At 73.3% G+C, this 17,953-nt stretch carries 17 protein-coding genes; 6 read left to right on the plus strand and 11 right to left on the minus strand.

Features of this window, described 5'->3' with window-relative positions; all coding sequences use genetic code 11:
- The 4 genes from FNH09_RS34695 to FNH09_RS34710 form a co-directional block, all read right to left on the minus strand.
- Positions 1-947, minus strand: a 947-nt coding sequence (locus FNH09_RS34695) for an energy-coupling factor transporter transmembrane component T (RefSeq protein WP_338017780.1), incomplete at its 3' end; no start/stop codon positions are given.
- A 274-nt stretch (positions 948-1,221) separates the two neighbouring features.
- Entirely contained in the window at positions 1,222-1,881 is a 660-nt protein-coding gene (locus tag FNH09_RS34700; protein ID WP_162469550.1) for an SCO2322 family protein, read from the minus strand.
- Positions 1,878-3,122, minus strand: coding sequence for a prenyltransferase/squalene oxidase repeat-containing protein (locus FNH09_RS34705; RefSeq protein ID WP_152893863.1), 1,245 nt, complete (start codon positions 3,120-3,122; stop codon positions 1,878-1,880). The genes FNH09_RS34700 and FNH09_RS34705 overlap by 4 nt, the downstream gene beginning before the upstream one ends.
- Positions 3,123-3,481: 359 nt before the next feature.
- A complete protein-coding gene (locus FNH09_RS34710; protein ID WP_152893864.1) occupies positions 3,482-4,510 on the minus strand; it encodes an MBL fold metallo-hydrolase in 1,029 nt (342 codons plus the stop codon).
- A gap of 166 nt (positions 4,511-4,676) precedes the next feature.
- Here FNH09_RS34710 and FNH09_RS34715 point away from each other — a divergent pair, with 166 nt between their 5' ends.
- Together FNH09_RS34715 and FNH09_RS34720 are read left to right on the plus strand one after the other, a co-directional pair.
- Positions 4,677-6,134 (plus strand): aldehyde dehydrogenase, encoded by a 1,458-nt coding sequence (locus tag FNH09_RS34715; protein WP_152893865.1) that lies wholly within the window; start codon positions 4,677-4,679, stop codon positions 6,132-6,134.
- A 3-nt stretch (positions 6,135-6,137) separates the two neighbouring features.
- Complete coding sequence (locus FNH09_RS34720; protein ID WP_152893866.1) at positions 6,138-6,410, plus strand: ferredoxin; 273 nt, start codon at positions 6,138-6,140, stop codon at positions 6,408-6,410.
- A 376-nt stretch (positions 6,411-6,786) separates the two neighbouring features.
- Here the strand turns inward: FNH09_RS34720 and FNH09_RS34725 are convergent, their stop codons facing one another.
- The gene (locus FNH09_RS34725; protein ID WP_152893867.1) at positions 6,787-7,440 is read right to left on the minus strand and encodes a TetR family transcriptional regulator; all 654 of its coding nucleotides are present in this window, start codon (positions 7,438-7,440) and stop codon (positions 6,787-6,789) included.
- A 210-nt stretch (positions 7,441-7,650) separates the two neighbouring features.
- On the opposite strand from FNH09_RS34725, the gene FNH09_RS34730 reads away from it, so the two are divergent.
- The 3 genes from FNH09_RS34730 to FNH09_RS34740 are packed head-to-tail and all read left to right on the plus strand — an operon-like array spanning position 7,651 to position 10,906.
- Positions 7,651-9,075: a glycosyltransferase gene (locus tag FNH09_RS34730; RefSeq protein WP_162469551.1), complete on the plus strand. Its 1,425-nt coding sequence runs from the start codon at positions 7,651-7,653 to the stop codon at positions 9,073-9,075.
- Complete coding sequence (locus FNH09_RS34735; protein WP_162469552.1) at positions 9,069-9,839, plus strand: methyltransferase domain-containing protein; 771 nt, start codon at positions 9,069-9,071, stop codon at positions 9,837-9,839. Before FNH09_RS34730 ends, FNH09_RS34735 begins: the two co-directional genes overlap by 7 nt.
- Positions 9,836-10,906 (plus strand): prenyltransferase/squalene oxidase repeat-containing protein, encoded by a 1,071-nt coding sequence (locus tag FNH09_RS34740; RefSeq protein ID WP_162469553.1) that lies wholly within the window; start codon positions 9,836-9,838, stop codon positions 10,904-10,906. Before FNH09_RS34735 ends, FNH09_RS34740 begins: the two co-directional genes overlap by 4 nt.
- A 40-nt stretch (positions 10,907-10,946) precedes the next feature.
- Here the strand turns inward: FNH09_RS34740 and FNH09_RS34745 are convergent, their stop codons facing one another.
- A complete protein-coding gene (locus FNH09_RS34745; RefSeq protein WP_152893868.1) occupies positions 10,947-11,237 on the minus strand; it encodes a hypothetical protein in 291 nt (96 codons plus the stop codon).
- 154 nt (positions 11,238-11,391) lie between these two features.
- Here FNH09_RS34745 and FNH09_RS34750 point away from each other — a divergent pair, with 154 nt between their 5' ends.
- Entirely contained in the window at positions 11,392-11,946 is a 555-nt protein-coding gene (locus FNH09_RS34750) for a hypothetical protein (protein WP_162469554.1), read from the plus strand.
- Between the two features lie 199 nt (positions 11,947-12,145).
- Here FNH09_RS34750 and FNH09_RS34755 read toward each other — a convergent pair whose 3' ends face one another.
- The 5 genes from FNH09_RS34755 to FNH09_RS34775 all read right to left on the minus strand — a co-directional run bounded on the left by FNH09_RS34755 (position 12,146) and on the right by FNH09_RS34775 (position 17,742).
- Positions 12,146-13,180, minus strand: coding sequence for an LLM class F420-dependent oxidoreductase (locus tag FNH09_RS34755; RefSeq protein WP_152893869.1), 1,035 nt, complete (start codon positions 13,178-13,180; stop codon positions 12,146-12,148).
- Positions 13,181-13,279: 99 nt separating this feature from the next.
- On the minus strand, positions 13,280-14,095 hold the full coding sequence (locus FNH09_RS34760) for a DUF5336 domain-containing protein (RefSeq protein ID WP_162469555.1): 816 nt from the start codon (positions 14,093-14,095) through the stop codon (positions 13,280-13,282).
- Positions 14,096-14,253: 158 nt separating this feature from the next.
- Complete coding sequence (locus tag FNH09_RS34765; protein WP_162469556.1) at positions 14,254-15,186, minus strand: N-acetylmuramoyl-L-alanine amidase; 933 nt, start codon at positions 15,184-15,186, stop codon at positions 14,254-14,256.
- Positions 15,187-15,218: 32 nt separating this feature from the next.
- Positions 15,219-15,869: a class I SAM-dependent methyltransferase gene (locus FNH09_RS34770; protein ID WP_152893870.1), complete on the minus strand. Its 651-nt coding sequence runs from the start codon at positions 15,867-15,869 to the stop codon at positions 15,219-15,221.
- 133 nt (positions 15,870-16,002) lie between these two features.
- Positions 16,003-17,742, minus strand: coding sequence for an MFS transporter (locus FNH09_RS34775; protein ID WP_152893871.1), 1,740 nt, complete (start codon positions 17,740-17,742; stop codon positions 16,003-16,005).
- Between the last annotated feature and the right edge of the window lie 211 nt (positions 17,743-17,953).

The following is a 17,953-nucleotide window of genomic DNA, read 5'->3' on the forward strand; positions in this document are numbered from 1 at the left end:
ACACCGGGGTGCAGGGCCGTCTCGTCCGCGACGCCGAGCAGCGCGGCGACGGCGGCCCCGGAGGCCGCCACCAGACAGGCGCGCAGGTCCCAGCGGTCCGGGCGGTAGCGGGTCCGCGGGGTACGGCGGCCGCCGAGCCACAGGCCGCCCAGCGCGGCGGCGAGCCCGGCGAGCAGGACCGGGACGCCGTAGCTGCCGCCCTCCGCGGTGAGCAGGCCGTACGTTCCCGCGCAGACGCCGAGCAGCCCGCCGAGGGTGAGGGCGGTGGTGGTGCGGCGGACCCGGGCGGGCACGGCGACGGTACGGCCGTAGCCGCGGGCGTCCATCGCGGCGGCCAGGGCGACGGACCGCTCCAACGCGCCCTCCAGGACCGGCAGTCCGACCTGGAGCAGGCCGCGCAGGCCGCGGTCGGGGCGGCCGCGCAGCCGGCGGGCGGCGCGCAGCCGCTGGACGTCGGCGATCAGGTTCGGGGCGAAGGTGAGCGCCACGACCACGGCCACCCCGGTCTCGTAGAGGGCACCGGGCAGGGACTTGAGGAGGCGGGTGGGTCCGGCGAGCGCGTTCGCGGCGCCCACGCAGATGAGCAGTGTGCCGAGCTTCAGGCCGTCGTAGAGGGCGAAGACGACTGCCTCGGCGGTGACCCGGCCGCCGAGCCGGATGCCCTGGGCCCAGTGGGGGAGCGGGACTTCGGGCAGGGTGACGAGGACGTGCGTGCCCGGGATCGGTGAGCCGAGCGCGACGGCGAAGACGAGCCGGATGGCCAGCACGGCCAGCGCCAGCCGGACGAAGGCGCCGTAGGAGCGGGCCCACAGGGCGGCGGCGGGGCGGCAGGTCGCGACGACATAGGCGGAGACCGCGACCAGCAGGGCGAGCAGGATCGGATTCGTGGTCCGGGTGGCCGCCACGCCGAGGGATATCGACCACAGCCACCAGGCACCCGGGTGCACGGCCGGGTGGTACGGCCGCCGGGCGGCGGGCCCGGCCGGCCGTCCGTCGCCGACCGGCCGCGCGGTCCCCCGCGGCGGCCGCCGTCGGACCCGAGAGGTCCGGACAGAAGTGGGGCCCGGCGGGCGGTGTCCGGCACGCACTCCCCCAGAGGGGGGACCCCCAGCCGCGTTGCCGGAAGGTCCTGGTAGCTCCGCTACCAGGACCTTCCGGCGCCTTGCGATCGCACGCACCGGACACCGCCCGCTGATCGGACCCCACTTCTGTCCGGAGCTCTTAGCCACGCCCGCGCCGCCGGGCCTGCCAGAGTGCCGCAGCCGCCAGGACGGCCACGGCCGCGCAACCCGCGATCAGGCCCACCGAGGGGCCCCCGTCCGTCGCGGGCCGCTCCGCCGCGGCCGCCGTCGCCGTGCTCTTCGGCTTCTCCGGCGCCGACACCTGCTCACCGCAGCCCTGTCGCGGGTATCCGGCGATCGCGCACAGCAGGGCGTTGGTGTCGTACCGCAGCGGCTTGGCCACCGCGGCCAGCGCCTCCGCCGTGCTGGCGTCGGAGGGCACCTGTGCACAGGCCGTCCGCGACGCGGGCGGCCGCTCGCCCGAGGGGGCGTCGGCGAGCGTGCCGAAGTCGATGACCAGGGCGACCCGCTTGGACCCGTCGCGTGCGGGGGTCTTCGCGCAGATCGTCGCGAAGTCGGCCGTGCCGCGCGGGCGACTGGCGTCCTGGGAGTCCGCGCTGACCGCGAACCGGAAGCCCTGCACGTCGCCGTCGTCGGGGCGGGCGGTCGCCGGACCCTGGGTGGCGTAGGTCCAGTCGCCGCCCGTGCGGTCCCAGAAGGACCAGTAGCGGTAGCCGGTGGCCTGCGCCTGGCCGGCCGCTCCCAGCAACGGGAGCAGCACGGCCAGGAGCAGTGCGGCGGCGGCACGGCGACGGCTCACGACTGCTTGTTCCTGCCGCGCCCGAAGAGCATGAAGCCGACGGCGACGATGACGACGAGCAGGACGCCGCCGGCGATCCACACGGCGGTTCCGGGGCCGGAGGAGTCCTCGGCCGCGGCCGTCCCGCCCTTGGCGTCGGCCGAGGCCGACGGGGCGGCGGTGGGCACGTACACGGGCCCGGGGCCGGTCGCGTTCAGGAGCGCCACCAGGTCCTGGGAGCCGAAGTGGCGCGGGTCGGCGGAGACGGCGGTCGCGGCGAGGATCAGCTGCGCGTACGCGGCCGGGCCGGCCTGCTGCGCCCACTTGGCGGAGTTGGTCTGGAGCCAGTGCACGGCCGGGGCGGCCACCTCGCTCTGGCCGGCGGTCGCGAGGGCGACGACCGCGTCGGCGGTGTTGCCGTAGTCGGGCTGGTCCTCGGCGCCGGGCAGCGACGACGTCAGATGCCCGGTGCCGGTCAGCTCCCTGGCCAGGTACGTGGTGCCGTTGCGGGCCGCCTGCCCGGCGTCCGCGGCCGGACCCTTGCAGGTGAGACCCTCGGAGTCCGGGTTCGCGGCGGCGCCCCCGAGCCCCTTGCCGAGGGCGGCGACCACGGCCGCCGCGGTGGCGTCCGCGTTGGCGAGGAGGGCGCCCTTCTTGTCGGGCTGGTAGGCGAAGGCGCCCGCGCCGTCGCCGGTGCAGGGCAGGGCGAGCTTCAACAGGGCGTCGTAGGGGGACTTGCCGCCCTTGACGACGTTCTGGGGCTGTTCGCCCGTCGCGCTCAGCGCGCCGACGACGACGGCGGTGGAGTTGGCATCGCTGGCGCCGCCCGGGGAGTAGCCCCAGCCGCCGTCGGCGTTCTGCACGGACTTCAGCCACGCGACGGACTTGGCGGTGACGGGGGTGTGGTTGCCGAGCGCGGCCAGGGCCTGGACGGCGGCGGCCGTGCTGTTGGTGTCGACCATCAGCTTGGCGTCGCAGGGCTTCGTGGTGTCGGCGCGGAAAGCGGCGAACGCCCCGTTCGCGCACTGCTGCCCGGTCAGCCAGCCGATGGCCGAGGAGGCGGGGCGTACGCCCACGGTGTTCTGCGCGAGCAGGGCGAGGGACTGCCGCCACACACCGTCGTACGTGGGGTCGGTGCGGCCGTAGAGGCCGGCGGGTATCGCCACCGAGGGCGACGGGGACGAGTCGGCGGCGACGGCGGGCGTGGCACCGCCGATCACGGCGGCGGCGGCCAGGACCGCGGCGCTGCGGCGGACGTTCATGATCGGCGGATGCCTCTCCCTGCGGGGAGCCGGACAGCACGGGGCACCCCCGGGCGGCTCGGCTCCGTAGACCTCGACGGTGCCGTACACCGGCGGGCCGCCGGTGGGCGTGAGCCGGTCACGTACCGTGCGGGGCGATCCGGCTCGCCACCTCGCGGTGGCTCACGGCTGCGGGTCAGCGCCGGAATTGCACCGGCTTTCCCCCGTACGGGTGTGATGACGACGGCGCCACTCTACCGGCCCGTAGAAACACGCCGAGGGGCGGCCGTGCGGTGGTCCGGTGCGCGGGTGCGGCCCGCCGACGGGGCACACCGCTCACACCGCCACGCACGTCACCTCACACCGCCACGCACGTCACCTCACACCGCCACGTAAGTCACCGGCTCGCTCCCCGTCACCGCCTCCGCCCGGCCCAGCTTCACCAGGCGCCGCAGATGGGCCTCGGCCTCCGAGACCGCGATGTTCCGGGAGCCGTAGGGGATCTGGTCCCAGGGGCGGTTCCACTCCATGAGCTCGGCGAGCTGCCAGGGGGTGAGCGGGGCGGCCAGCAGGGTCAGCAGGCCGTCCAGGCGCTCCTCGTGGTGGGCCAGCAACTCCCGTACGCGCGACGGCGCGTCGGCGAAGGCGTGCTGGTGGGCCGGGAGCACCTCGGCCGGGTCGAGCCGGCCGACGCGTTCGAGGGAGTCGAGGTAGTCGCCGAGCGGGTCGGTGACGGTGGCGTCGTCCGGGTCCTCGTACAGGCCGATGTGCGGGGTGATCCGGGGCAGCAGATGGTCGCCGGAGAACAGCCGTCCGCGGCCGGTGAGCCCGGCGGGGTGTCGCTCCTCCAGGTGCAGACAGACGTGGCCGGGGGTGTGGCCCGGGGTCCAGACGGCGCGCAGCCGGCGGCCCGGGAGGTCGAGCAGTTCACCGGGGACGATCTCCCGGTCGGGCAGGGCGGGGGCGAGGCCGGGCAGGGCGCGCCGGGGCCGGTCCGCGCGCAGCGGGGCGACGTGCGCCTCGGGGGCGCCCGCGGCGGTGAGCTTGTGCGCCATGTACGCGTACCAGCGGCCGGGCCGGGTCTCCCGGGTGCGGCGGACGATGGCGATGTCCGCCGCGTGCATCGCGACCCAGGCGCCGGAGACCTCGCGGACCCGGCCGGACAGTCCGTGGTGGTCGGGATGGTGATGGGTGATCACCACGCCGTGGACGTCGGCGACCGAGGTGCCGCACGCCGTGAGCCCCTCGGCGAGCGTGTCCCAGGACGCGGGGTCGTCCCAGCCGGTGTCGATCAGCACCGGGCCGCGGTCGGTGTCGACGACGTACACGAGGGTGTGGCCGAGGGGGTTGTCCGGGATGGGGACCTCGACGGACCGTACGCCGCCGCCGTGGTCGTGCACCTGCGTCATGGGCTCCCCAATCGCCGCGTCCCGGCCACTATAACTAGAACAGGTTTCGATGGGAGCCCGAGTCGACCGTCGCGGCGGGTGTCCCGGCCGTGGACTCCTCGGGGCGGAGCTGCTATCAGTTCCGTATCTGATGGATCGTCAGAGTCGTGCCGGGGAGGCAGTCGCCATGACCGAACTCGTGGAACACGGACAGCTGTTCATCGGCGGGGAGTTGACCGACCCGCTGGGCGAGGAGGTCATCGAGGTGATCTCGCCGCACACCGAGGAGGTCATCGGACGGGTGCCGCACGCCTCGACGGCCGACGTGGACCGGGCCGTCGCCGCCGCCCGCACGGCGTTCGACGAGGGGCCCTGGCCGCGGATGACGCCCGAGGAGCGGATCGCGGTGGTCTCCAGGATCAAGGACGCGATCGCCGTACGACACGAGGAGATCGCCCGCGTCATCTCGTCCGAGAACGGCTCGCCGTACTCCTGGAGCGTCCTCGCGCAGGCGCTCGGCGCGATGATGGTCTGGGACGCGGCGATCACCGTCGCCCGGGACTTCGCGTACGAGGAGCGGCGGGCCGGGGTGCTCGGGCCGATCCTGGTGCGCCGCGAGCCCGTCGGGGTCGTCGCGGCCGTCGTCCCCTGGAACGTCCCGCAGTTCGTGGCCGCCGCCAAGCTCGCGCCCGCGCTGCTCACCGGCTGCACCGTGGTGCTCAAGCCGTCACCGGAGTCGCCGCTGGACGCCTACATCCTCGGCGAGATCGCGCGGGAGGCCGGGCTGCCCGAGGGCGTCCTGTCGATCCTGCCCGCGGACCGCGAGGTCAGCGAGTACCTGGTCGGGCACCCCGGAGTCGACAAGGTCTCCTTCACCGGGTCGGTCGCGGCCGGCCGGCGGGTGATGGAGGTGGCCGCGCGCAACCTCAGCCGGGTGACGCTGGAGCTGGGCGGCAAGTCGGCGGCGGTGGTCCTGCCCGACGCGGACCTCGCCACGGCCGTCCCCGGCATCGTCTCGGCGGCCTGGATGAACAACGGGCAGGCCTGCGTGGCCCAGACCCGCATCCTGGTGCCGCGCTCGCGCTACGACGAGTTCGCGGACGCCTTCGCGGCGGCGGCGAGCGCGCTGGTGGTGGGCGACCCGCTGGACCCGGCGACCCAGGTGGGCCCGCTGGTGGCGCGCCGCCAGCAGCAGCGCAACCTCGACTACATCCGCATCGGCCAGGAGGAGGGCGCGAAGATCCTCACCGGCGGCGGCCGCCCGCCGGGCCTGGACCGCGGCTGGTACGTCGAGCCGACCCTCTTCGGCGACGTGGACAACGGCATGCGCATCGCCCGCGAGGAGATCTTCGGCCCGGTGATCTGTCTGCTGCCCTACGGCGACGAGTCCGAGGCCGTGAAGATCGCCAACGACTCCGAGTACGGACTGAGCGGCAGCGTGTGGACGGCCGACGTCGAGCACGGCATCGAGGTCGCCCGCCGGGTGCGCACGGGCACGTACTCCGTGAACACCTTCAGCCTCGACATGCTCGGCCCGTTCGGCGGCTACAAGAATTCCGGTCTGGGGCGGGAGTTCGGCCCGGAGGGGTACGGCGAGTTCCTCGAACACAAGATGATCCACCTGCCGGCCGGCTGGGAGGGGTGAGTGATGGAGGTGTCTCCCGCGCGAGCGGGGTCGGGCGCGGGGGCGGGGGACCGCTGGCACGTCGAGGTCGACCGCGCCCTGTGCATCGGCTCGGCCCAGTGCCTGCACCACGCCCCGGCCGGCTTCCGGCTCGACGCCGGGCGCCAGTCCTGTCCGGTCGACCCCGACACGGCCGCCAACGAGCGGGTGCTGGCGGCGGCCGAGGGCTGCCCGGTGGAGGCGATCACGATCACCCTGGCGGGCAGCGGGGAGCCGGTGTTCCCGCCGGAGGACTGAGCGCCCTCCGGCGCTCCTGAGCGGCGGCCCTGAGGGCGGTCCTGGGGGTGGTCCTGAGGAGCGTGCGAAAAAGGGGCGGAAAAAGCCCCTTTTGGGCTATTGCGTTCTGCTCCGGAGGTCTACTCTGGAAGTGGCCTACGAGGCGAGTGAGGGAGCTCCACCGGAGTAGCCGACTTCCGCGAGGCGCCCAGGCAGCACGCAGAGGCATCCGCTGGGGCCGACGTCGACGGTCGAGCTGAGAGGCCCGAAGGTGGCGGTTTCACCGGAAGGCGACCTCCAGTACCTGATCCGGACCATGCCGGCGAAGGGAACCCGTCTCGTAGGTTTCTTCGTGCGCCGGTTTTTTCGTGCGTGGGTTCCCGCACGCGCGGGTCCCTCAGGCGCGCGGTTCGCGCGGCTCCTCCTGCGACGTCAGGTCGATCAGCCGGCACACCGTCTCGATGTCTATCTTCACCTGGGCGATGGAGGCGCGGCCCGAGAGCCAGGTGATGAGCGCCGAGTGCCAGGTGTGCTCGATGACGCGGACCGCGGACAGCTGCGCGGGGCCCGGGTCCGCAACTCCCATCGCGTCCAGGATGATCAGCGTGGTCTGGCGGGAGACCTGGTCGACCTCGGGGGAGACGCTGCGGTCCGCGAAGGTCAGCGCGCGCACCATCGCGTCCGCCAGGTGCGGCTCGCGCTGAAGGGCGCGAAAGGCGCGCATCAGCGTCTCCGCGACCCGCTCGGCCGGGGTGTCGCCGGTCGGCGGCTTCTTGCGCAGCGTGCCGTGCATGTGCTCCAGCTGGTCCTGCATGGTGGCGACCAGCAGATGCACCTTGGACGGGAAATACCGGTAGAGCGTGCCGAGCGCGACCTGCGAGGACTCCGCGACCTCGCGCATCTGCACCGCGTCGAAACCGCCCCGGCTGGCGAGCTGCGCGCTCGCGTGCAGAATGCGGCGCCGGCGCGCCGCCTGCCGTTCGGTGAGGGCCGGGAGGGCCGGTCTGTCGGTGCTGGCTTCCACCTTGACCACCTTGGCTTCCGCAGGCATGGATCCCGTTCCGTGACAGTCGGTGAGGGCTGGTGATCAGACAGCATGGCAGAGGCCGTCCGCCGTGGCGTGAATCACCTGATCCACTGCTCACAGCTCCCCTACCTGCCGGTAGATTCAGAGCCTCCCGAACGATCAAGTCTGAAACTTGTTCTAGATTAGCGTCCCGGCGTAACCTCGCGGGACCATGCAGGCAGAAGGGGGCCCGGAGTGACCGCTGAGGCCAGTCAGGCGGGTCCTGGGAGGGACCTCGCCGCGGACGGCGGGCGACCGCTCGACATCGCGCTCCTGACGTACAAGGGAAACCCGTTCTGCGGCGGCCAGGGCGTCTACGTCCGCCACCTCTCCCGTGAGCTGGCCCGCCTCGGCCACCGCGTCGAGGTCATCGGCGCCCAGCCGTACCCGGTCCTCGACGCGGTCGACGGCGAGACCCACGGCCGGCTGAGTCTGACCGAGCTGCCCAGCCTCGACCTCTACCGCCAGCCCGACCCCTTCCGCACGCCCGGCCGCGACGAGTACCGCGACTGGATCGACGCGCTGGAGGTCGCCACCATGTGGACCGGCGGCTTCCCGGAACCGGTGACGTTCTCGCTGCGCGCACGCCGCCTGCTGCGGGCCCGGCGCGGCGACTTCGACGTCGTGCACGACAACCAGACCCTCGGCTACGGGCTGTTGGGCGACATCGGCGCGCCCCTGGTCACCACCATCCACCACCCGATCACCGTGGACCGGCAGTTGGAGCTGGACGCGGCGGACAGCCGGCAGCGCCGCTTCTCGGTGCGCCGCTGGTACGGCTTCACCCGGATGCAGAAGCGCGTGGCGCGCCGTCTGCCGTCCGTGCTCACCGTCTCCGGCTCCTCCCAGCAGGAGATCGTCGACCACCTCGGCGTGCGCCGGGACCGGGTCCACGTCGTCCACATCGGCGCCGACACCGACCTGTTCCGCCCCGACCCGTCGGTGGCGCAGGTCCCGGGCCGCATCGTGACCACCTCCAGCGCGGACGTGCCGCTGAAGGGGCTGGTGTTCCTGGTCGAGGCGCTGGCGAAGGTGCGCACCGAGCACCCCGAGGCCCATCTGGTCGTCGTCGGCAAGCGCGCCGAGGACGGGCCCGTCGCCCAGGCCATCGAGCGGTACGGCCTCGAAGGCTGCGTCGAGTTCGTCAAGGGCATCTCCGACGCGGAACTCGTCGACCTGGTCCGCTCGGCCCAGGTCGCCTGCGTGCCCTCCCTCTACGAAGGCTTCTCCCTCCCGGCCGCCGAGGCCATGGCCACGGGCACCCCGCTGGTCGCCACGACCGGCGGGGCCATCCCCGAGGTCGCAGGACCCGACGGCGAGACCTGTCTGGCGGTGCCGCCCGGCGACGCGGGCGCGCTGGCCGCCGCGCTCAGCCGGCTGCTCGGCGACCCGCGGCTGCGGGCCCGGCTCGGCCGCGCGGGCCGCGAGCGCGTCCTGGCCCGCTTCACCTGGGCCCGGGCCGCCGAGGGCACGGTCGCCCACTACCGCGAGGCCATCGCCCGCACCCGGCCGCACCAGCGCGGCGGGGCCCCCGCCGGGGTCGCCCCCGCCCTCGCCCCCGAAACCACGACCTCGACCAGCGTTACCGGCGTCTATCCCGAAAGCAGGGCCACGTGCTGACCGTCGACTTCTCCCGGTTCCCGCTCGCGCCGGGCGACCGAGTCCTGGACCTCGGCTGCGGGGCGGGCCGGCACGCCTTCGAGTGCTACCGGCGCGGCGCGCAGGTCGTGGCACTGGACCAGAACGGCGACGAGATCCGCGAGGTCGCGAAGTGGTTCGCGGCGATGAAGGAGGCCGGCGAGGCCCCGGCCGGCGCCACCGCCACCGCCATGGAGGGCGACGCGCTCGCCCTGCCCTTCCCCGACGAGTCCTTCGACGTCGTGATCATCTCCGAGGTCATGGAGCACATCCCGGACGACAAGGGCGTCCTCGCGGAGATGGTCCGGGTGCTCAAGCCCGGCGGCCGCATCGCGATCACCGTCCCGCGCTACGGCCCGGAGAAGGTCTGCTGGGCCCTGTCCGACGCCTACCACGAGGTCGAGGGCGGCCACATCCGCATCTACAAGGCGGACGAACTCCTCGCGAAGATCCGGCAGGCCGGACTGCGCCCCTACGGCACCCACCACGCGCACGCGCTGCACTCGCCGTACTGGTGGCTGAAGTGCGCGTTCGGCGTCGACAACGACAAGGCGCTGCCGGTGCGGGCGTACCACAAGCTCCTGGTCTGGGACATCATGAAGAAGCCGCTGGCCACCCGGGTCGCCGAGCAGGCGCTGAACCCGCTGATCGGCAAGAGCTTCGTGGCGTACGCGACCAAGCCGCATCTGCCCCGGCTCTCCGCCGGGTCCACCACGTCCGGCGCGTCCGAGGCGGACGCCACGTGACCACCCCCCGGACAGAACACCTCGTCCTGCCCGGGGTCCTCACCGCCGAGCAGGCCGCCGCGACCGTACGCGGCATCCTCGACGTGCAGCGGGAGGACGGCGCGATCCCGTGGTTCCGGGGCCACCACCTCGATCCGTGGGACCACACCGAGGCCGCGATGGCGCTGGACGCGGCGGGCGAGCACACGGCCGCCGAGTGGGCGTACGACTGGCTGGCCCGGCACCAGAACCCGGACGGCTCCTGGTACGCGGCTTACGCGGACGGGGACTTCGACGACGTCACCGACCGCTCCCGCGAGACGAACTTCGTCGCCTACATAGCCGTCGGCGTCTGGCACCACTACCTCGCCACCGGCGACGACACGTTCCTGGACCGCATGTGGCCGACGGTCGTCGGCGCGGTCGAGTTCGTCCTCGCCCTCCAGCAGCCCGGCGGACAGATCGGCTGGCGGCGCGACGACGACGGCACGGACACCACGGACGCGCTGCTGACCGGCAGTTCGTCGATCCACCACGCGCTGCGCTGCGCGCTGGCCATCGCCGAGCAGCGCGAAGAGCCGCAGCCGGACTGGGAGTTGGCGGCGGGCGCGCTGCGGCACGCCATCCGGCGCCACCCGGAGCGGTTCCTCGACAAGAACCGCTACTCGATGGACTGGTACTACCCGGTCCTCGGCGGCGCGTTGACCGGAGCCGAGGCCAAGTCCCGTATCGAGGAGTCCTGGGACCGCTTCGTCGTGCCCGGCCTCGGGGTGCGCTGTGTGGTCCCCAACCCGTGGGTGACCGGCGGTGAGTCGGCCGAACTCGCCCTCGCGCTCTGGGCGATGGGCGAGTCCGACCGGGCGCTGGAGATCCTCCAGTCCATCCAGCACCTGCGGGACGCGGACAGCGGCCTGTACTGGACCGGCTACGTCTTCGACGACGAGGCCGTCTGGCCGCAGGAACTGACCACCTGGACGGCCGGCTCGCTGCTCCTGGCCGTGGCGGCCCTGGGCGGCGACGAGGCCACCTGCGCCGTCTTCGGCGGCGAGTTCCTGCCGAAGGGGCTGGACCCGGACTGCTGCGTTTAGGGCCCGCTTCGCAGGCCTCGGCGGACCGGCGCCCGCCGGGTCAGTGACGGTGGGCGCGGTTGGCGATGGCGTGGCCGATGAACAGGTACACCACGGCGGCCAGGCCGTAGCCGGCGACGACCCGCGCCCAGGCCTCGTCGAAGGTGAACAGGTCACGGGACCAGCCGGCCAGCCAGTCGGCGACGTGGTGGACGAACTGCACCAGGTCGTTGCCCCGGTTGGCGTCCAACAGATACATGAGGATCCACAGTCCGAGAATGACGGCCATGATGTCGGCGACCACCGCTATGACCGTCCCGGCGGAGTTGGAACCACTGCGATATCGAGACATGACTACCGTCTGGCCCCGGATTCCCGGCTGAAACCCGGAGAAACGACGGGGCCCGGGCGGTGCCCGGGGGGAGTATGCGGCAGGGTCCCCCGAGTGGCGTAGCCGACGGCGCGGGGTGAACCTGCTGGGAGACCCCTCACGTCGGGAGGACTTCGTGCGTGTGCCGATACGCCACCTCGCCGTGGCGCTGACCCTCTGCTGTGCCCTGCTCGTCGGCGGCACCGCCTGCGGCGGCGCCGGGGACTCGGCGCAGAACACCACGGCCGTCCCCACGGCCAGTCCCAGCACCTCCGCCGAACAGCAGAAGTTCGCCAAGGCCCGGTTCGTGACCAACGCGGGTCTCGCGGCCGGTGCCACCTACCAGTGGATCGTCGGCCCCTGGAGGGCGGGCAAGTTCGAGAAGGGCACGTCGGGCCGCAAGCTCGCCCTGGTGAAGGCGGGCGTCGCGGGCGCGTTCGCGTACAACCGGCTCAAGGCCGCGCTGCGCAACGCCCAGGGCGACCCGCTGCTGGCGAAGGCCGTCGCCCCGCTGGCCGCGGGCGTCGACACCCTCAAGAACCTGCCGGCCAAGCTGCGCGGCGGCGACTCGGCCGACGCGGCCGCGGGCACCTTCGAGAACCTGGTCGGCCAGGTCAAGGACGCCGGCCGGAGCGCGGGCGCCGAGGTGGAGGACCAGGTGCCGACGGCCGCCCAGCTGTCCGGCGGCTGACGCTCCGCCGTCCGGCCGCCCGGACACCGCGCCCCGCGCCATCGTGTGAATCCGCCCGATCCGTCGGCGGACGGTCGGCCGGAAGCGGCCCCGGGCATACCCGGGGCCGCCGCTCCACGTCGGCGCACGTCGACGAGATCGAGGTGCGAAGTGGTCCACGGGTTGCCGGAATCGCCGGAGAAGTCGAAGCCGACAGGTCCTAGGAGTTGAGTTCGGCCAGGACGCGCAGGGTGTGCCGGTCGCGTACCAGGGCCAGCAGGTCGGTGACCGGGCCCGCGCGCCACGCCTGGAGCCGCTCGGCGACCCGTTCGCGCGGCCCGACCAGCGAGATCTCGTCGGCGAAGGCGTCCGGCACCGCGAGCACGGCCTCCTCCCGCCGCCCGGACAGGAACAGTTCCTGGATCCGCCGCGCCTCCTTCTCGTACCCCATGCGCGCCATGAGGTCGGCGTGGAAGTTGCGGGCCGCGTGGCCCATCCCGCCGATGTAGAAGCCGAGCATGGCCTTGACGGGCAACAGCCCCGCGGCGACGTCGTCGCAGATCCGTACCTGCGCCATCGGCGCGACCATGAACTCGCCCCGGTCCGAGGCTCGTCGGGTGGCGGACAGGTCGGCGACCGCGGGCCCGTACACCCCGGGCCGGTTCGGCGCCCAGTACAGCGGCAGCCAGCCGTCCGCGATCCGCAGCGTCTGCGCCACGTTCTTCGGCCCCTCGGCGCCGAGCAGGACGGGCAGGTCGGGGCGGAGCGGATGGGTGATCGGCTTCAGGGCCCGGCCCAGGCCCGTACCGTCCGGGCCGCGGTAGGGATGGGCGTGGAAGCGGCCGGCCAGCTCCACCGGCCCCGCGCGCCGCAGCACCTGCCGTACGACGTCGACGTACTCCCGGGTCGCGGTCAGCGGCGACCTCGGGAACGGGCGCCCGTACCAGCCCTCGACGACCTGCGGGCCGGACAGGCCCAGGCCCAGCAGCAGCCGCCCGCCGCTGAGATGGTCCAGCGTCAGCGCGTGCATCGCGGTCGTCGTCGGCGGCCGGGCCGCCATCTGCGCAACCGCGGTACCCAGCCTGATCCTTGAGGTCCGCGCGGCGATCCAGGTCAGTGGGGTGAAGGCGTCCGAGCCCCAGGACTCCGCCGTCCACACGGAGTCGTAACCGAGCCGCTCCGCCTCCCGGGCCAGCGCGACGTCGTCCGGGCCGGGACCGCGCCCCCAGTAGCCGAGTGCGAGACCGAGTCGCATGACGCCTCCCGCTTTCTGACGGTGTGTCAGTCAGGGGTTGCGACTGTACGACAACGGCCCCCCGCCCGGAAGGGCGAGGGGCCGGCCGGACGGCTGAGGTCAGCCGCGCTGGATCCCGGAGGTGTCCCGCAGCACGCCACGGCGGCCGTCCTGGGTCTGCGCGACCAGCGCCGGACCGTTCTGCTCGACCGCCAGGTACCAGGTACCCGGGGCGAGTTCGGCGATCGGCGCCGGCGAGCCGTCCTCGGCGAACAGCGGACGCGGCACCGGCACGGCGAACCAGAACGGGGAGAAGTCGCCGGCGGGCTGCGCCGGCTGCGGCGCCGGGGCCTGGGCCTGCGGCTGCTGCGGCTGGCCGGCGTACGGGGGCTGGCCGCCGTACTGCGGCTGCTGCGCGCCCGGGTAGCCGTAACCACCGGACGGCTGGGCGCCGTACGGCTGCGGGGCCGGCGGGGTCGGAGCCGGGAGCAGCGGGGTCTGCAACGCCGGGACCAGCGGGGTGGCGACGGCCGCTCCGGCCATGACCAGCGTGGCCAGCAGGGCCAGGATCAGGCCCGCGCCGGCGCTGACGGAACTGCTGCCACCCATGTTGTCGCCGCCGCCGGCCGGGTCGAAGACGTTGCCGAGCGCGCTCCACGCGGCGAACACCGTGAAGGCGACACCGAACGGGGCGAGGTCCAGGCCGACGACCTTGGGCGGCTGCGGAAGCCCCCGCGAGACGACGATGAGCGCGGCGCCGATAATTCCCGCCAGGACGACCCCCAGGAGGACCCCGCCGCTGGACCACAGGCTCGGAAGGTCGTAGCTGTCGGGGAGCCCGTCGATCGAGAACATGTCGAAGAACGACGCGATGAACAGCAGTACCGCTGCTCCGATCACCACGCCGTCGCCTCGAGTGAGGGAGCGGATATTCACTTCAGGTCCTTCGTCAGTCGTCACGTCGTCGGTAGAGGTGTCGCTGTCACCATGTCGCCGTCAGGCCCTGGTGTGAAGCGCGGGGGTGACCCCTCATCGTAAGAACGACATTATCGTCCATACGATCGGGCTGTCCGCAGGGATCAGCGCACTGATCGTCACCCGCGCAGGAAACTCACGATTCCCTCAGAGATCCCCAGCGCGGCCTTCTGTCGCCAGGCGCCGCTGGTCAGCAGCGCCGCGTCCTTGCCGTCGCGCATGTTGCCGCACTCGATGAACACCTTGGGAACCGTTGACAGATTGAGACCGCCGAGGTCCTTACGCGTGACGAGACCGGTGCCGTCGCCCAGGTAGTTGGCGGGCGCGCTGCCCGTCACCCGGCGGAAGCCGCCCAGCACGCGCACCCCCAGATCGTGCGAACGGGCGGTGATGGGACGGGTGTCGGCGGCCCCGGCGTGCACGGACGCCGGAAGGATCACATGGAAGCCGCGGTCGCCGGCCGCCGCGCCGTCCGCGTGGATCGAGATCACCGCGTCCGCGTGCGCGGTGTTCCCGATCCGGGCCCGCTCGTCCACGCACGGCCCGAACGCGCGGTCGCCGTCCTGGGTCAGCTTCACCGTGGCGCCCTGCGCCTGGAGGAGCGCGCGCAGCCGATGGGCGACGTCGAGCGTGAACCGGGCCTCCGCGTAACCGGAGTTGGTGGACGTCCCCGTCGTGTCGCACTCCTTCCGGTTCGTGCCGATGTCCACCTTGCGGCCGATCTCGGCGGTGTGCCGGAAGTTGTTCGGATTGTGGCCCGGGTCGATGACGACGACCTTGCCCTTGAGGCTGCCCGACCCGGCGGAGCCCGACGAGGCGGTCGGCTTCCCGTCGCCGTCCGCGGCGGGACCGGTGGAGCCGGATCCGGCCGCCGGGGTCCCCACCGCCGCGCTCGCCGCACCGCCCGGGGCGGCGGGGCCGCCGACCGCCGCGTACACCCCCCAGCCGAGCAGCGCGCCCGGCGCCAGCGCGGCGAGCGCCACGACCAGCGGGCGGCGCAGCGGGGAGCGGCGGGACGGGGCGGGTTCGAACTCCGGTCCTGAATACGACACGACAGTCACCCTAACCGCCCGGTCCCGGCGGCTCAGCTCCCCGCGCCCGTGCGCCGCAGCACACGCAGCGAGTCGGTCGCCGACACCTCGGTGAACGCGCCGGACTCCAGTGCCCGCAGGTAGACGCGGTACGGAGCCTGGCCGGTGAACTCGTCGGCCGGCTCGGGGAAGACGTCGTGGATCAGCAGCAGGCCGCCCTCGGCGACGTGCGGCGCCCAGCCCTCGTAGTCGGCGCCGGCGTGCTCGTCGGTGTGGCCGCCGTCGATGAAGACGAGCCCGAGGGGTGTCCCCCAGAGGGCGGCGACCTGCGGGGAACGCCCGACCACCGCCACCACGTGGTCCTCCAGACCGGCCTTGTGCAGGGTGCGCCGGAAGGTGGGCAGGGTGTCCATCAGACCGATCTCCGGGTCGACCGTCTGCGGGTCGTGGTAGTCCCAGCCCGGCTGCTGCTCCTCGCTGCCCCGGTGGTGGTCGACCGTGATCGCGGTGACCCCGGCCGCGCGGGCCGCGTCGGCGAGCAGGACCGTGGAGCGGCCGCAGTACGTGCCGACCTCCAGCAGGGGCAGCCCCAGCGCGCCCGCCTCGACGGCCGCCGCGTACAGCGCCAGCCCCTCGTGCACGGGCATGAACCCCTTCGCGGCCTCGAACGCGGCCAGGATCTCGGGCTTGGGTGCTGCGGGCATGGCGGTCCTCTTCGGTCGTACGGGGCTCCGGGCGCTCATGCTGCCGCACCCCCCGGCGCGGTGGCGACGGGGGGTGCGGTGGCGACAGGCGTGCGGGGGGAGCGCGCCGGGAGCGTGGGGCGGGCGGTGGTGGTCAGGCCGGGACGGTCTCGCCCGGCAGGGACAGGTCCAGATCCACCGGACGGTCGGCGCCCGGGTGGGTCGCCGACGAGGCGAGCGGGGCATGGCCCGCGGCCTTGGCGGCCAGCACGTAGGCGCCCTCGGCGGGGACCGCGAGCGCGTAGCTGCCGTCCTCCGCGGAGACGGTGGCGCCCGCCTGACGGCCCCTGCGGTCGATCAGCGTGACCTTCGCACGGGCGACCGGGGAGCCGCCGGCGTCCAGGACCCGGCCGCGGAAGCCGCGCAGCACCTCCTCGGCGCGCTCCAGGTTGGCGTCCTCCTCGCTGCTCGCGCGCAGCTGCGGGACGCCCGACGGGCGCTGTCCCGGCAGGAACAGGGCCAGCAGCAGGCCGACGGCGACGGCGGCGGTCGCGATCAGGAAGGAGACGTGGAAGCCGTGCAGGCTCGGGAACGCCGTGCCTCCGACGTGGTTCGCCGTGTTCGCCAGCACCATGCCGATGACGGCGCTGGACACGGACGTGCCGATGGAGCGCATCAGCGTATTGAGACCGTTGGCCGCGCCCGTCTCGGAGGCCGGCACCGCGCCGACGATCAGCGCGGGCAGCGAGGAGTAGGCCAGGCCGATACCGGCACCGAGGACCACGGAGGTGACGACCGTCTGCCAGGCCGCGTCCATCAGGCCGAGGCCGCCGCCGTAGCCGGCCGCGATGATCAGCAGACCGAGGATCAGGGTCGTCTTCGGGCCGTAGCGGGCCGAGAGCCGGGCGTAGACCGGTGCGGTGAACATCATCGTCAGGCCCAGCGGGGCCACGCACAGACCGGCCACGACCATCGACCGGCCGAGGCCGTAACCGGTGGCGGCGGGCAGCTGGAGCAGCTGGGGCAGGACGAGCGAGACGACGTAGAAGCTGACGCCGACCATGATCGAGGCGAGGTTGGTGAGGAGGACCTCGCGGCGGGCGGTGGTGCGCAGGTCCACCAGGGGTGCCGCGACGCGCAGCTCCATCAGGCCCCACAGGAGCAGGACCACGAGTGCCGCGGCGAACAGGCCGAGCGTGGTGCCGGACGTCCAGCCCCAGTCGCTGCCCTTGGTGATCGGCAGCAGGAGCAGGACGAGGCCGGTGGACAGGCCGAGCGCGCCGGGCAGGTCGAAGGAGCCCTCGGCGCGGGCCGGGGACTCGGGGACGACGAGCAGGGCGAGCGCGATGGCGACGACACCGAGAGCGGCGGCGCCGTAGAAGAGGGTGTGCCAGTTCGCGTGCTGGGCGACGAGGGCCGCGGCGGGCAGCGCGAGGCCGCCGCCGACGCCGATCGAGGAGCTCATCAGGGCCATCGCCGAGCCGAGCTTCTCGCGGGGCAGCATGTCGCGCATGAGGCCGATGCCGAGCGGGATCGCGCCCATCGCGAAGCCCTGGAGCGTACGGCCGACGATCATGACGATCAGGTCGCTGGTGAGCGCGCTGACCAGGGCGCCCACCACCATCACGGCGAGGCTGAGGATCAGCATCCGCCGCTTGCCGTAGAGGTCGCCCAGGCGTCCCATGATCGGTGTGGCCACGGCTCCCGAGAGCAGCGTCGAGGTCAGGACCCAGGTGGCGTTGCTCGGCTCAGTGGCCAGCAGCTGGGGCAGGTCCTTGATGACCGGGACGAGCAGGGTCTGCATCACCGCGACAACGATGCCCGCGAAGGCGAGGACCGGGACGACGGCCCCGCTCGCTCGCCGGGCGGGCTGGTCGGTCGGCGTGTGCGTCATTGAGTAAGGCCTCCAGGCCGGAAGAACGTCGGGGGTGGGATCCGTACGGGGATCGGCGGGTGGTGATCCATGCGGATACGTGCAGCTTGAACCCGTGCGCCTGGGCAACTATTCCGATGCTTCGGGACGCTAACGAATCCTTGACCTTCTCTTGGGTGAGCGGCGGGTTTGGTGGGGTGGGACTTGCCGGAAGTGGGGGCCGGGTCAGGGG

It is taken from the genome of Streptomyces adustus (assembly GCF_009377175.1).
Classification (GTDB): Bacteria; Actinomycetota; Actinomycetes; order Streptomycetales; family Streptomycetaceae; genus Streptomyces; species Streptomyces adustus.

Coding starts and splice junctions, on each gene's coding strand:
- FNH09_RS34705 (WP_152893863.1), bottom strand. CDS start 3,122: ATGAACGTCCGCCGCAGCGCCGCGGTCCTGGCCGCCGCCGCCGTGATC.
- FNH09_RS34710 (WP_152893864.1), bottom strand. CDS start 4,510: ATGACGCAGGTGCACGACCACGGCGGCGGCGTACGGTCCGTCGAGGTC.
- FNH09_RS34715 (WP_152893865.1), top strand. CDS start 4,677: ATGACCGAACTCGTGGAACACGGACAGCTGTTCATCGGCGGGGAGTTG.
- FNH09_RS34720 (WP_152893866.1), top strand. CDS start 6,138: ATGGAGGTGTCTCCCGCGCGAGCGGGGTCGGGCGCGGGGGCGGGGGAC.
- FNH09_RS34725 (WP_152893867.1), bottom strand. CDS start 7,440: ATGCCTGCGGAAGCCAAGGTGGTCAAGGTGGAAGCCAGCACCGACAGA.
- FNH09_RS34745 (WP_152893868.1), bottom strand. CDS start 11,237: ATGTCTCGATATCGCAGTGGTTCCAACTCCGCCGGGACGGTCATAGCG.
- FNH09_RS34755 (WP_152893869.1), bottom strand. CDS start 13,180: ATGCGACTCGGTCTCGCACTCGGCTACTGGGGGCGCGGTCCCGGCCCG.
- FNH09_RS34770 (WP_152893870.1), bottom strand. CDS start 15,869: ATGCCCGCAGCACCCAAGCCCGAGATCCTGGCCGCGTTCGAGGCCGCG.
- FNH09_RS34775 (WP_152893871.1), bottom strand. CDS start 17,742: ATGACGCACACGCCGACCGACCAGCCCGCCCGGCGAGCGAGCGGGGCC.